This is a genomic window from Azospirillum sp. UENF 312511 (assembly GCF_058780635.1).
Map to the genome: position 1 here is coordinate 493,448 of NZ_JBSNCG010000004.1, position 12,890 is coordinate 506,337.

Annotated in this window: 11 protein-coding genes; 3 read left to right on the top strand and 8 right to left on the bottom strand. The window is 66.5% G+C overall.

Going from position 1 to position 12,890, the window contains the following annotated elements; translation table 11 throughout:
* Positions 1 to 73 precede the first annotated feature (73 nt).
* From ACWPN7_RS27640 to ACWPN7_RS27655, 4 genes are all read right to left on the bottom strand, one after another.
* Positions 74 to 1,501, bottom strand: coding sequence for an aldehyde dehydrogenase family protein (locus ACWPN7_RS27640; protein WP_459196304.1), 1,428 nt, complete (start codon positions 1,499 to 1,501; stop codon positions 74 to 76).
* A gap of 16 nt (positions 1,502 to 1,517) precedes the next feature.
* On the bottom strand, positions 1,518 to 2,765 hold the full coding sequence (locus tag ACWPN7_RS27645; protein WP_451996686.1) for a DegT/DnrJ/EryC1/StrS family aminotransferase: 1,248 nt from the start codon (positions 2,763 to 2,765) through the stop codon (positions 1,518 to 1,520).
* A 65-nt stretch (positions 2,766 to 2,830) separates the two neighbouring features.
* Positions 2,831 to 3,640, bottom strand: a complete 810-nt coding sequence (locus ACWPN7_RS27650; protein WP_459196305.1) for a shikimate dehydrogenase family protein — start codon at positions 3,638 to 3,640, stop codon at positions 2,831 to 2,833.
* 1 nt (position 3,641) lies between these two features.
* Positions 3,642 to 4,571, bottom strand: a complete 930-nt coding sequence (locus ACWPN7_RS27655) for a dihydrodipicolinate synthase family protein (protein ID WP_459196306.1) — start codon at positions 4,569 to 4,571, stop codon at positions 3,642 to 3,644.
* A gap of 105 nt (positions 4,572 to 4,676) precedes the next feature.
* On the opposite strand from ACWPN7_RS27655, the gene ACWPN7_RS27660 reads away from it, so the two are divergent.
* A complete protein-coding gene (locus tag ACWPN7_RS27660) occupies positions 4,677 to 6,206 on the top strand; it encodes a UxaA family hydrolase (RefSeq protein WP_349619139.1) in 1,530 nt (509 codons plus the stop codon).
* Positions 6,207 to 6,224: 18 nt separating this feature from the next.
* On the top strand, positions 6,225 to 7,199 hold the full coding sequence (locus ACWPN7_RS27665) for a GntR family transcriptional regulator (RefSeq protein WP_349619138.1): 975 nt from the start codon (positions 6,225 to 6,227) through the stop codon (positions 7,197 to 7,199).
* A 511-nt stretch (positions 7,200 to 7,710) separates the two neighbouring features.
* On the opposite strand, the gene ACWPN7_RS27670 is transcribed toward ACWPN7_RS27665, so the two are convergent.
* The 3 genes from ACWPN7_RS27670 to ACWPN7_RS27680 all read right to left on the bottom strand — a co-directional run bounded on the left by ACWPN7_RS27670 (position 7,711) and on the right by ACWPN7_RS27680 (position 11,555).
* Positions 7,711 to 8,307: an Ig-like domain-containing protein gene (locus ACWPN7_RS27670; RefSeq protein ID WP_456529286.1), complete on the bottom strand. Its 597-nt coding sequence runs from the start codon at positions 8,305 to 8,307 to the stop codon at positions 7,711 to 7,713.
* 642 nt (positions 8,308 to 8,949) lie between these two features.
* On the bottom strand, positions 8,950 to 10,833 hold the full coding sequence (locus tag ACWPN7_RS27675) for a tetratricopeptide repeat protein (RefSeq protein WP_459196307.1): 1,884 nt from the start codon (positions 10,831 to 10,833) through the stop codon (positions 8,950 to 8,952).
* A gap of 35 nt (positions 10,834 to 10,868) precedes the next feature.
* Complete coding sequence (locus ACWPN7_RS27680) at positions 10,869 to 11,555, bottom strand: response regulator transcription factor (RefSeq protein WP_456529288.1); 687 nt, start codon at positions 11,553 to 11,555, stop codon at positions 10,869 to 10,871.
* Between the two features lie 236 nt (positions 11,556 to 11,791).
* Here ACWPN7_RS27680 and ACWPN7_RS27685 point away from each other — a divergent pair, with 236 nt between their 5' ends.
* Complete coding sequence (locus ACWPN7_RS27685) at positions 11,792 to 12,136, top strand: hypothetical protein (protein ID WP_459196308.1); 345 nt, start codon at positions 11,792 to 11,794, stop codon at positions 12,134 to 12,136.
* Between the two features lie 98 nt (positions 12,137 to 12,234).
* On the opposite strand, the gene ACWPN7_RS27690 is transcribed toward ACWPN7_RS27685, so the two are convergent.
* Complete coding sequence (locus ACWPN7_RS27690) at positions 12,235 to 12,870, bottom strand: TetR/AcrR family transcriptional regulator (RefSeq protein ID WP_247891725.1); 636 nt, start codon at positions 12,868 to 12,870, stop codon at positions 12,235 to 12,237.
* Positions 12,871 to 12,890 lie beyond the last annotated feature (20 nt).

Here is a 12,890-nt window from a genome sequence, read left to right on the forward strand (position 1 = left end):
ACACACCATATAGAATAGAAACCGCAAAACCCCGCTGCATGATGTATGCCGGCCGCCTTCTCCAAACAGGCTCCTAGGCGAGAGTGTAGCCTGTCTTGACGGTGGTGAAAAACTCTGCCGCGTATCGGCCCTGTTCCCTTGGACCGAAGGACGAGGCCTTCCTGCCGCCGAACGGCACGTGGAAGTCAACTCCCGCGGTGGGAAGATTCACCATGACCATGCCGGCCTCGGCGTTTCGCTTGAAGTGTGTCGCGTGCTTGAGGCTCTGCGTGGCGATGCCGGCCGAAAGTCCGAAGGGCGTGTCGTTGGCGACGGACAGCGCTTCGTCGTAATCCTTGACCCGGATCACCGCTGCCACCGGTCCGAAGATCTCCTCGCGGGAGATGCGCATGTCGTTGGTCGCTTCGGTGAAGAGAGCCGGCTCCAGGTAATATCCTTTGGTCTCCCGCTCCAGGCGCCTGCCGCCGAAGTGCAGGCGGGCACCTTCGCTCTGCCCGATCCCGATGTAATCCAGATCCTGCTGGAACTGCCCCTCGTCGACCACGGGGCCGATGTGGGTTCCCGGCTTGAGCGCGTTGTCCACGACGAGAGAAGCCAGTCGCTCGGACATCGCCGCGACGAAGCGGTCGTGGATGCCTTCGGTGACGATCAGGCGTGAGGATGCGGTGCAGCGCTGCCCGGTCGAGAAGAACGCGGAATTCACCGCGGCTTCGACGGCCACCCCGAGGTCGGCGTCGTCGAGCACGACCATCGGATTCTTGCCGCCCATTTCCAACTGGAAGCGGCGGTTGTGTTCGACGGATGCCGCCGCGATCTTTTTTCCGGTTGGGGTCGAACCCGTGAAGGTGATGGCGGCGATGTCAGGACTGTCGATGATCGCCTGGCCGACCAGCGACCCGCGCCCCATGACGAGGTTGAGGACGCCTGCCGGGAGGCCGGCGCGTTGCAGGATGTCGACGATTGCCCAGGAACTGGCCGGGACCAGGTCCGCCGGCTTGAAGACGACCGTGTTCCCATAGCAGAGCGCCGGGGCGATCTTCCACGCCGGGATCGCGATCGGAAAGTTCCACGGCGTTATGATGCCGATCACGCCGAGAGGCTCGCGGGTGACTTCGACGGCGATCCCCGGGCGGACGGAGGGAACGGTTTCGCCTGCGAGCCTGAGCGCCTCGCCCGCGAAGAAGTCGAATATCTGCGACGCCCTCACGACCTCGCCGACGGCTTCCGGCAGCGTCTTGCCTTCTTCGCGGGCGAGCAGGGCGCCCAGCTCGTCCTTGCGTGCCAATATTTCGTCCGCCGCCTTGCGCAGGACGGCGTGGCGGACGAGCGGCCCCGAGCGGGACCATGCGGGGAAGGCGGCCTTGGCTGCCGAAATCGCGTCAAGCACGTCCTCGCGCGTTGCCTTCGCAAACACGCCGATGACGTCATCCGTATCGGACGGGCTGATGTTCTCCCGTCCCTCCGATCCAACCCACTCACCGGCGATGCAGTTCTTGAACATGGCATATCCTCAGGGATCAGGCGCGGTCGTAAGCGGTCATGACTTTTTCGATCGCGGCCGCGATCTGCTCGACATGGCGGTCTTCGAACCGGTCGGTCCACCACATGCACACCGTCTCCCGGCAGGCCGCTTCCGCTTCCGGACACAGCTCGGATGCGAAATCGTCCCTGCGTGCGCCCTTGAGGGTGAACGGCCAGCCGGAGTTGCCGAATGTCCTGTGCTCACGGATGAGCGGATAGCGGTAAAGCGGAATCGGCCCGGGATAGCCGATGAACCCGTCGATGCCTTCGGCGGTCAGGGCCTTCATCATCTCCGGCACAGAGACCGTCAGCGCCGCAGGATCGACGCGGAAGCTGTAGAAGAAATAGACGCCGACGGTCCCCTCCGCCGGAAGCACGGGCGTGACCGGGACGCCGGCAAGACGTTCGGTCAGGCGGTCGGCCGACGTGATGCGCGCGTCCACGAACCGCTTGAGCTTGCCCAACTGGCCGAGGCCGACGGCGGCCTGCAGTTCGGTCATGTGGTAGTTGGTCGCGAGGAACAGGTGGTCGCGGCCGCCACGCTCCCGCGGCCAACCCTTGTCGGAGCAGTGGCGCAGATTGCGTCCGAAGCGACCGTCACCGTTGGTGATCACCATGCCACCGTCGCCGGTCGTCATGTGCTTCGACTGCTGAAAGCTGAAGCACCCGACGTCGCCGATCGTTCCGCAGAGACGATCCTTGTAGTAGGCGAGGTGCGCCTGTGCGCAGTCCTCGATCACGGACAGGCCATGCTTGCGCGCAATCGCCATGATCGCGTCCATGTCGGCTGGGTGGCCGTAGACGTGGGTGACGATGATCGCTTTCGTGCGCGGGGTTATGTTCCGCTCGATCGAGGCGGGATCGATGTTCTGCGTCTTCGGGTCGACGTCGGCGAAGACCGGGATGGCAAGCTGGTACAGGATCGGGATGACCGTACCGACGTCGGTGATCGGCGACAGAATAATCTCGTCGGCGGGATCGGGATTGAGATAGGTGACGGCGACATGCAGCGCGGCGGTTCCGTTGGCCACGGCCACGGCGGTCTCGACTCCGTACATCTCCGCCCAGCGGCGCTCGAACTCGGACGTCTTCGGTCCGGTCAGGAAAGACAGCCGGCCTGTTTCCATCACCTCCCGCAGATGGCGCGTCTCTTCCTCGCCGAACGTCCTGCCGGACGCGTCGCGGAAGCTTGGCAGCGTGCCTTCAATCGCCCGGGGGCCGTTGTTGATCGCAAGTTCTTTCATGACAGTTCCCGAGGTTGTTGATTGGCCGGATGAAACCGATCCGGTCCGATAGGCTGGGCGTGCGCTCAAAGCCCCATGAAATCGGCCATGAGCTGAAGCTGGTGATCGAGCATGTGGCGGCCGAGATGGACGCGGCAGCCCGCTTCCTGCGCCGCGATGAGCAGCGGGGTCATTTCGGGTTCCATGATGACTTCGGCGACGACCATGTCGGCGTGGAGCGTCGAGGGATCGATCGGCAGCGGATCTCCGGTTTTCATGCCGAGCGTCGTACCGTTGACGACGAGGTCATGGCCGCCCGCGTCGCCGGAGCCAAGCGAAACGGACAGACCGGGCCTGAAGGCCTGGAGACGGTCCCGCAGGTCCTCGATCTTGGGCCTGCTGCGGTTGGACAGGGTGATGTGCGCGACGCCCGCCTCCGCGAGCGCGAAGGCGACGGCGCTTGCCGCGCCGCCTGCGCCGGCCAGGAAGACCCGCCGTCCCCAAGGATCGACGGCCGCTGCGCGCAGTCCCGCGACGAATCCGATCCCGTCGAGCTGGCCGCCGATCAGCCGGCCGTCGGGCTCGAACCGCAGGATGTTGACGGCGCCCACCGCGGCGGCCTGCGGCGTGACCTCGTCGCAGAACGCCATGATCGACTGCTTGTGAGGCACGGTGACGATCGAGCCATCGAGGCTCTTTACCTTCCTCAGCGCCTTCACCACCGCCGGAAGGTCGGTGGGAGCGACGTTGAACGGGACCATGACCGCGTCGCGACCGCGCTCTGCTGCGATCCTGTTGATCGCCGGCGGGGCCTTCACGTGTTCGGTCGGATGGGCCAGGATGCCAAGGACCCGTGTCCTGCCGGTGATGATCCGGCCTTCGCTGTTGTCTGCCATCTTATCTGCCCCACCGGATTGCCAACGGATTCGCCGCGCGCGCGAGTTCCAGCAGGCCCGCCTTCGTTTGCGGCTCGATCTGCGCAAGGGGATGGCGGACCGAGTCGGATGCGATGACGCCTCCTTCCTTCATGACGGTCTTGGCGGCGCGCAGGCCACACTGGCGGTTCTCGTAGTTCACGAGGGGCAGGACCTTCTCGTAAGCGTCCATCGCGCCCTGACGGTTCCCTTGGCGATGCCTGTCGTAGACCGGACGCAGGAGGTCGGGCAGCAGGGCGCTCGACATCACGCCGGTCGCGCCGGCGTCCAGGTCGGCCATCATCGTGATCGCTTCTTCCCCGTCGAAGGGGCCTTCGATGGTGTCCCCTCCGGCCTCGATCAGCTTCCGCAGCTTGGAGGCGGTGCCGGGCACCTCGATCTTGAAGTGGCGCACGAGGGGCAGGGTCCGGGCCAACCGCGCTAGGAACTCGATGGAAAGGGTGATGCCGCTGATCGGCGCGTCCTGGATCATGACGGGGATGCCCGCGGCTTCGGCCACGCGCGCGATATGCTCGTAAATCGCGGTCTCGTCGATCTTCGTCACCACGGAACCCGCCCCGTGATAGGGCGGCATGACCATGATGAGCTCGGCGCCGTGCTCCGCGGCATGGCGGGCGCGGTCCGAAGCCACCCGGGTGCTGAAATGGCTGCAGGTGACCATCACCGGAACACGTCCGGCGACCCGTTCGAGGCAGAGTTCGGTCAGCTGCTTGCGCTCGCCGTCCGACACCAGGAACTGTTCCGAATAGTTGGCGAGGATGCAGATTCCGTCGACCTGCTGGTCGATCATGCAGTCGAGCACGCGGCGCTGTCCTTCAAGGTCCAACGTGCCGTCCTCGTGAAACGGCGTCGGCGCGACTGGATACAGCCCCGAATATGTTCTCGCACTCATACTGACGCATCCTCCTCGAAAAGCTGGCGACGCAAAAGAGCGTTCTTGACTTCCTGAGCGCTATCATAAATGATTTTTGCGCACAATATGCAATATGGGTTTCAGATGAGCGACACCAGCCAGCAACGCGCCGCCATTCGTCTGCACGATGCGGACAACGTCATCGTGGCAACCCGTCGCCTCGAAAGCGGAACCGATCTCGGCGAGACCGTCACGCTGGAGCCCGTTCCCAGCGGCCACAAGGTCGCGACGGCAGCCATCGCTCCCGGTGAGCCGGTGATCAAGTACGGGCAGGTGATCGGCGTCGCCTCCCGCTCCATCGCGCCCGGACAGCACGTCCACCTCTCGAATGTGTCGATGCTGGAGAGCAACGTCTCCCATGATTTCGCGGTCGACGGGCGCCCGACACCGCTTCTGCCGGCCGAACGCCGCAGGACCTTTGAAGGCTACGTGCGCGAGAACGGCCTCGTTGGGACGCGCAACTACATCGGCATCATCACGTCCGTGAACTGCTCCGCCACCGTGTCGCGCGCCATCGCCAACCACTACAAGGCTGTCGGCTTCGGGGGGCGGACCAACATCGATGGCGTGGTGGCGCTGACCCACGGGACGGGCTGTGCGATTCCCACGGATACGGAAGGCTATCTCTACCTGCGCCGGGTCCTGAACGGGTATGCGCGCAACCCGAACTTCGCCGCCGTACTGCTCATCGGCCTCGGATGCGAGACGAACCAGATCAGCCACCTCGTCGACGCGTACGAGCTGCAGGACGTGCCGCGGCTGCGCACGATGACGATCCAGCAGGTCGGGGGGACGCGCAAAACGATCGAGGAAGGCATCCGGATCATCGATGGCATGCTGGACGAGATCGACGCCATCAAGCGCCAGACCGTGCCGCTCTCCGGTCTGAAGCTGGCGCTGCAGTGCGGCGGGTCCGACGGCTATTCGGGCATCACCGCAAATCCTGCGCTCGGCTACGCCTCCGACCTGATCGTCAAGCACGGCGGCACGGCGGTGCTCGGTGAAACACCCGAGATCTACGGCGCCGAGCACCTTCTCACCCGCCGCGCCGCGACGCCCGAGGTTGCCGGAAAGCTCATGGACCGCATCGACTGGTGGCGCGACTACACGGCCAGGAACGGTGCCGAACTGAACAACAATCCCTCCCATGGGAACAAGGAGGGAGGGCTGACCACCATCCTCGAGAAATCTCTCGGCGCGGTCGCGAAAGGCGGTTCGATGCCTCTGCAGGCGGTCTATGAATATGCCGAGATCATCGACACGCCGGGATTCGTCTTCATGGACACGCCCGGCTACGACCCGGTCGCGGTGACCGGCCAGGTGGCAGGCGGGTGCAACATGATCGTCTTCACCACCGGTCGCGGATCCGTCTCGGGATTCAAGCCTGCGCCGTGCATCAAGGTGGCGACCAACAACGCGCTCTACGAGAGAATGAGCGAGGACATGGACCTCAACTGCGGTGGCATCATCGACGGGAGCGACAGCATTTCCGAAGCCGGGGAGCGCATATTCGAGCTGATCATCGCCGTCGCATCCGGACAGAAGAGCTTGAGCGAGACGTTTGACTATGGTGACAATGAGTTCGTGCCTTGGCAGCTAGGGGCGGTTACATGACGCGTGAAGGGGTCGGGCATGTCGCATAGAACGCTCGCCAAGGAGGCGATCGCGGACATTTTGAGAAAGGCCGTGCTCGAGAAGTCGCTGCCCGAAGGCGCGGTCCTTTTGGAGGGGCCGATCGCGACGCTGTTCAATTCCAGCCGGACCCCGGTCAAGCAGGCGCTCGCCGCGCTGGAGGCCGAAGGGCTCGTCCGGCGTTTCAGCGGTCGTGGCCTGCTGGCGGGCACGGAGGGAGAGCCGCTCCGGGTCAGGCTCACGCCCGAAATGCTCAATCTCAGCCCGGAGGGGCGCGAGTACCCGAAAACCTTCGCCTGGGAGAAGTTCTACTACGACTTCGAGAAAACGGTGATTCTGCATGCGGTCTACGGAACCGCGCACATCAACGAACTGGCCCTTTCCCGCCACTACCGCGTAAGCCGGACGGTGGCGGGAGACATCCTGAACCGCGGCGCCGAAATGGGCATCGTCAGCCGGGACGAGAAGTCCAGGTGGTTCGTCAATCCACTGGACGAGCGGCGCTTCCGGGACCTTTATGAGGTCCGCGGGCTGCTCGAACCCGCGGCGCTGCGGACCGCCGTGGACGAGGCCCCCACCGAGTTCGTGGAGGGGCTGCGGTCCCGCATCCTCGCCGCAGGCAAGGACTTTCCGGAAATCGAAGGCGCGCGACTGGACGAACTGGAGAAGGACCTTCACATCGATCTCCTCGGCTGGACGCGCAACGTCGAAATCATGGAGGGCCTGAGGCGCACCCACTGCGTGCTGGTGGCGGGCAAGCATATTCAGCAGGCGATCCGGGGCTTGGCGGGTATCGACGCCTTCATGGGTGAACATCTGGAGATCGTGGATGCGGTCCTCCAGCGTGATCCTCAGCTCGCGATGGCCCGCCTGTCGGCGCATCTGCTCGCCTCCAGCCGGAAAGCGGCGGAGCGTATTGAGGCTTTCCGCAACGTGAGCGAAATGAAGGCGGTCAGCTACCTCGTCGGCCAGTAGCGTGTTGGCGCGCTGATCCCGCTGAAATCGCATCCCACTGGATGCCGGAGAGTGCTCTTTCGCAAGGCCTCGGCCGGATTCCTGCGCGTTCGGCGCGGGCATCGGGACTGGACGCGGCTCGTTTCCAGAGCGGAGGGGGCGAGCCGTGACAGCCGCCCTCTGGAGACCAAAGACAGGAAGGAACCTGACGCCTCGCCGCCCAAACCCGCGTCGGTGCTCGCCGAGGCGGGAGACCGTGAAGGAGAAGGCGCTCGGCGGACCTCATGCTTCGGGCTGCGAAACTCCGCGGAAAGCTGCCGGGCATGGGCGGGGATCGGCGTTGCATCGGAAGATAACGGCGGCAAAGGCCGAAAGCGTAAGTGATCATTGCATGCATTGCTCAATTATGTCACTGCGAGAGGTGCCAACGCGAGGGAAAATCCGACTGCCGCCGCGGGCACGACCTTGATGAGCTGCCTTTCACCACTGGGTCGCCCGACTACGAAAAACCTCCACGGTGTCGGACCGCCGCTCAGCCGAACCAGGCGGCGACGTTGCCGGTCTGGCCGAGGATGGTGATGCGGTTGCCCCCGCCGACGTCGAGCGTGGTGTTGCCGCCCTCCACCCGCGCCGAGCGGATCACCGCGCCAAGCTCGATGCCGGCCTCGTAGAAGGCCAGACGGTCCACCCCCACCTCGAAGTCCATCACCACCGACCCGCCGGAGTTGCGCCCGAAGGCGAAGACGTCCGCGCCCTCGCCGCCCCACAGCGTGTCCGCTCCGCCGTCGGCGAACAGCACGTCGTTGCCGGCCCCGCCGTGCAGCACGTCGTTGCCGGCGGCGTCGGTGGCGGTGGCCGCGACGGGGTTGGCGCCGTTGGGGTCGAGGCTGAGCGAGCCGGCGGTCGGGGTGGCGGTGGCGAGATTGAGGCTCCAGGCGCCGGTCCCCGAGGCGGTGGTGGTGTAGGTGGCGCCGCTCACCGTGACGGTGACCGTGGCGTTGGCCTCGGCGGTGCCGGTGAGGGTGGGGGTGGTGCTGTTGGTGAGCGCGGTGGTGACGGTCGGGGCGTCGGGCAGGGTGGTGTCGATGGTCAGCGTTTGGGTGCCCGGCGCGGAGACGTTGCCCGCCACGTCGGTGGCGGTGGCCGAGACGGCGGTGGTCCCGTTGGCGTTGAGGCTCAGCGTGCCGGAGGTCGGCGTCGCCGTGGCGAGGTTGACGCTCCAGCTGCCGTTGGTGGCGGCGACGCCTGCAGGTAGACGACCATGCTGCCGCTGTTCCCGATCACGACGTCGAGGTCGCCGTCGATGTCCGCGAAGACCGGCCGGACTTCGCCGCCAATGTTCGTAAGGCCGAAGGGATTGGTGCCGGCCAGCACGTAGCTGGGGGCGGTTGCCGTGCCCACGTTTCGGAAGATGTGCGAGGGCTCTCCGAGCGGCGGAGGCCCCGGTCCGTGTTCAAAGTCTGGAGTGGTTTGGCGCTGGGAACGGGTCCGTTCCGCTTATGCCGCCGGTTTTCGGCGCAACAAGAGTGCGGGTTTCAAAGTAAATCTGGACGGACTGCGGTATGGGTGCTTTAAAAAAGCCGGCTTCATTTCACTTATTCTCTGATATTTGTAGATAATTAGGCCAAATTCACGACTTTCGGCTGCATGGCGCACACCAAAAGTGGCGATTTTGGACGATAGTGAAGAAGCCGCACCAATCACATGGACAAAAGGTGACGCGGATCTGACCGGTTTCTGACCGGCTCGGCGGCTCCGCCGGCCCATGCCCTCAAACGGCGGGCGCGCCGGGAAGCCGGTGATCCGCCACGATGCGGAGGCGGGTGGCGAGCCGGGCGATAACCGCCTCCCAATCGCCGGGGCGTTCCTGACGGAACAGGCGCATGGTCGGGTACCAGGGCGTGTCGTCGCGGCCGATCAGCCAGCGCCAGCAGGCGTCGAAGCGCGACAGCATCCAGACCGGTTTGCCCAGACCGCCGACGAGATGGCACACCGACGTGTCGACCGAGATGACGAGATCGAACTGCGTGATGAGGGCGGCGGTGTCGGCGAAGTCCGTGACCTCGTCCATCCAGTCGATCAGGTCCATGCCGGGCGGCGGCGTCCCGGCCTGGGCCGCCGGAGCGCCTTTCTGGAGGCTGATCCAGGCGATTCCCGGCACGGAGGCCAGCGGAGCGAGCGCCGCCAGCGGCAAGCTGCGCCGCCCGTCCACCGCGTTGGCGCTGAGGTGCGCGGCGTGCGAATCCCCGGCCCAGACCAGCCCGACCTTCAGTCGGCGCTGTCCGGCCCGGTGTCCTTTGGTCCGGTGTTCTCCCGCCAGGCGCTCCCGCCAGCGCGCCTCGTCAGCCGGCGCCGCGCGCAGATAGGGGGTGGCCGGGATGGTGTCCAGCGTCGTCCCGAACAGACGCGGCAGGCTCAACAGCGGGACCACGGCATCGCAGGGCGGTGGCGGTTCGTCTGACCGGTGGACCGCGGACACGCCGGGCATCAGGGAGACCAGACGGACCAGCGACGGCTGCACCTGCGCCTCCACCCGCGCGCCGCGCGCCGCCAGCAGCGGGGCGTAGCGGATGAAGTGCAGCGTGTCCCCCTGTCCCTGCTCCGCGGTCAGCAGGATGCGGCGGCCGGCCGGGTCGGTGCCGTCCCAGAGCGGAGCGTGATCCGGCGTCCTGGCGCCGCCCATGCGCCAGCGCGCCTCGTAGAGCCGCCAGCCGCGCGCCAGATCGCCCATCGCCAGCAGGTTCAGCGACAGATTGAAGCGGCCCACCGCCCCGCCCGGGTCCAGCCGCGCGGCACGCCGGTTGTAATGGGCGGCGATCTCCGGGTGCTGCAGCGCGTGCAGGCCGAGCGCCAGATTGATCCAGGGCGTGGCCTCCCCCGGCGCCAGAAGCACGGCGCAACGGCCATGGGCGATCGCCGCGTCGAAGTCGCCCAGCATGGTGGCGACCACGCTGCGCATGGCGTAGGCGTTGGCGCTCTGCGGATCGATCCGGTGCAGCCGCCGGATCAGGCGCAGCACCTCCGGAAAACGGCTGAGGCGGAAGGCGGCGCCGGACAGCGCGCCGATCGCCTCCGGGGACGCCGGATCGAGCGCCAGGGCGCGCTGCAGAATGCCGACTCCCTCCTCCCGAGCCCGCGCATCGCCGCGCACCCGGTCCCCGTCCGTCAGGGACGTGCCGAAGGCGACCAGCGCCTCCGGGCGGGCCGGGGTCAGCCGGACGGAGCGGAGCATCGCCCGCAGCCGGACCTCGTCGAGCGATTCGGTGCCGGCCAGCCGGGCGAGACAGTCCCAGCCGGCAGGAAAGGCCGGGTCCACCGCCAGCGCCCGCAAGGCCAGACGCAGGGCCGCCCGCGGACGGCGCTGTCCGGCGAAGAGGACCGACCGCGCGCAGAGCGCCTGGGGATAATCCGGGCGCAGCGTCAGGGCCCGGGCGTTGACCGCCGCCGCCGCGCCGTCCTGGCCGAGCGTGCGCAGCCCCTCGCCCAGATTCATGTAGCCGGCGGCGCGGTCGGGCGCCTGGACGATGGCGCGCCGGTGACGGCGGACCAGGGACAGCGCCCATCGTCCAGCCGCCCATCGCTCATCCGCGCGTCGTTCATCCATCGATGGGACGGGGATGCCGGTCTTCGAGTCGGCCGTGTGGTTCGCCGGCATGGTCTGGTCCATCGCTGGAGGAGGGAGGGGAGCGCTCAGTTCGGGTCGAGGACGATGCCGTCGCGCAACGCGTACCCCACCCGCGGGATGGTGGTCACGGCGAGAGGAATGCCGGCGGAAACCTCGACGGTGCGGCGCAGGCGGCGGATCGCGGAGTCCAGGATCTGCCGGTCGCTGAATTCCGGATTGTGCCCGAGCGCGGCCAGGAGCCTGGTTTGCTGGTCGGCGAGACGGACGACCTGCAGGTCCGGACCGACCAGCAGGTGCGAGCGCTGCTTCAGCAGCCAGACCGGTGTGGCGGCGCTCTCGGGCGCCGTGGTTTCCGCGCTCCTTCCGACGGCTTCCCGGCGGCGACGGCCCTTGGCGGCCAGCCCGCGGATCGCCGCGATCAGCTCGTGCGTGTCCACGGGCTTGACGAAATAGATGTCGGCCCCCGCCTCGTACCCCGCCACCCGGTCGCTGGTGGTGCCGCGCGCGGTCAGCAGGATGGCCCCGACGCCCAGCGCGGTGACGTGGCCCAGCACCTCCAGCCCGCTTTCGTCCGGCAGGTTGATGTCGATCACCGCAACGTCCGGTCGCAGGGACAAAGAACCCTTGTAGAAACTGAGCGCATCCGCAAAAGCACGGACCTGAAAGCCGGCCCCGTCGAGACAATCGGCGAGTGCGTCCCGGAAATCTTCGTCGTCTTCCAGGAGGAAAACCGAAACGTCATCGGGATTCATAACCGTCCTTTACGCGACCAGCACCTTGTGGAAGAAAGTGCAGAGGAAAGACGATACCGTCTCTACGGCATCGCTCGCGGAAGGGGCAATAGGAATCAAAGCGAGGCGCGGGGCAACAACCGCCCGGGAGCGCCGTGCCCGAGCGCACGGAGCGTCCCGATGCGGCGCAATCCCGATGCTGCCCAGTTTCGATAGGGCGTGGCGGGCAGCACGGCAGGCGGTGGAGGGGCGGGCCCATGCATCTGGACGGCAACACACTTTTCGCCATGACCGGAGGGATGATCTTCCTGTCCGCTCTGGTGGCCACGCTTCTCTACAAGCTCAACACCTCGGTGCCCGGCCCGCGGGGCTGGGCGTGGGGCAACATCCTGGTTGGCGTCTTCTTTTTGCTGCGGATGCTCCCCGCCCCGGCGCCGGAGTGGCTGAGCATCGCCGCTGCCGATCCTGTTGGTGTTTCCGGACAGCCTGACGGTCGCCTTTCTGAATCAGCGGGCGGCCGACCTCCTTGGCCCCAGCCGCGGCACGGCCATCGGCGCCCGGCTGCCCGATCTGATCGATTTGGGCGAGGCGGGAGAGCGTGACGCCATGCTCCTGGCCCAGGCCCTCCCGCCGGGGAAATCGTGGGAGACCGAGACGTTGGCCCGGCTGCCCGACAGCCGGTTCCGTTGCGGCGCATCCCCTACCGGACCTCCGGCTCTTTGCTGAGAAGGCCCTTGGCGAGAAGCTGGAGGTACATCTGAACGGCCTCTTCCGGCAGATTGACGACACCGTTCTCGTCGGTGTAGCGCAAGGCGAGATAGCCCCGCGTGGCGATCAGCATGTAAACCAGCGGCTCCAGCGCCTCGTCGCCGAGGTTGGCGATCTCGCCGTTCTTGCGGGCGTTCCGCAGGAAGCGCATGTAGCCGCCGGTGATGTTGTGGAAGTGCTGGCGGTGGGCCTTGGGTGCGAAAATCTCCGCCTCGTTGAGGATGCGCAGGAAGTAGGGCATGCGCTTGAGGAAGGAGAAGAAGGCGCGGAACGACTGTTCCTCCTTTTCCAGAAAGGTCCTGGCGCCGCTGGCCTGCTGGCGGATGTGGGCCAGCATCTTGGCGCCCAGCACCGGAAGCAGCTCGTCGAAGATTTCCTGCCGCGAGGCGAAGTAGTTGTAGAAGGTGCCCTGCGCCAGGTTCGCCCGCTGGGTGATGCGGGTGATCGACGCGTCGATGTAGCCATATTCCCCCACCACCTCGGCAGCGGCCTGGAACAGGGCGTCGCGGACTTCCTCCGACCGCTGCACCCGCGTCTTCTTTCCCGCCGTTCGCCCCATCGCCACCATCGCCTGCAATCTCCCTCTCC

Coding starts and splice junctions, on each gene's coding strand:
- ACWPN7_RS27690 (WP_247891725.1), bottom strand. CDS start 12,870: ATGGTGGCGATGGGGCGAACGGCGGGAAAGAAGACGCGGGTGCAGCGG.
- ACWPN7_RS27640 (WP_459196304.1), bottom strand. CDS start 1,501: ATGTTCAAGAACTGCATCGCCGGTGAGTGGGTTGGATCGGAGGGACGG.
- ACWPN7_RS27675 (WP_459196307.1), bottom strand. CDS start 10,833: ATGCCGGCGAACCACACGGCCGACTCGAAGACCGGCATCCCCGTCCCA.
- ACWPN7_RS27660 (WP_349619139.1), top strand. CDS start 4,677: ATGAGCGACACCAGCCAGCAACGCGCCGCCATTCGTCTGCACGATGCG.
- ACWPN7_RS27685 (WP_459196308.1), top strand. CDS start 11,792: ATGCATCTGGACGGCAACACACTTTTCGCCATGACCGGAGGGATGATC.
- ACWPN7_RS27650 (WP_459196305.1), bottom strand. CDS start 3,640: ATGGCAGACAACAGCGAAGGCCGGATCATCACCGGCAGGACACGGGTC.
- ACWPN7_RS27645 (WP_451996686.1), bottom strand. CDS start 2,765: ATGAAAGAACTTGCGATCAACAACGGCCCCCGGGCGATTGAAGGCACG.
- ACWPN7_RS27680 (WP_456529288.1), bottom strand. CDS start 11,555: ATGAATCCCGATGACGTTTCGGTTTTCCTCCTGGAAGACGACGAAGAT.
- ACWPN7_RS27665 (WP_349619138.1), top strand. CDS start 6,225: ATGTCGCATAGAACGCTCGCCAAGGAGGCGATCGCGGACATTTTGAGA.
- ACWPN7_RS27655 (WP_459196306.1), bottom strand. CDS start 4,571: ATGAGTGCGAGAACATATTCGGGGCTGTATCCAGTCGCGCCGACGCCG.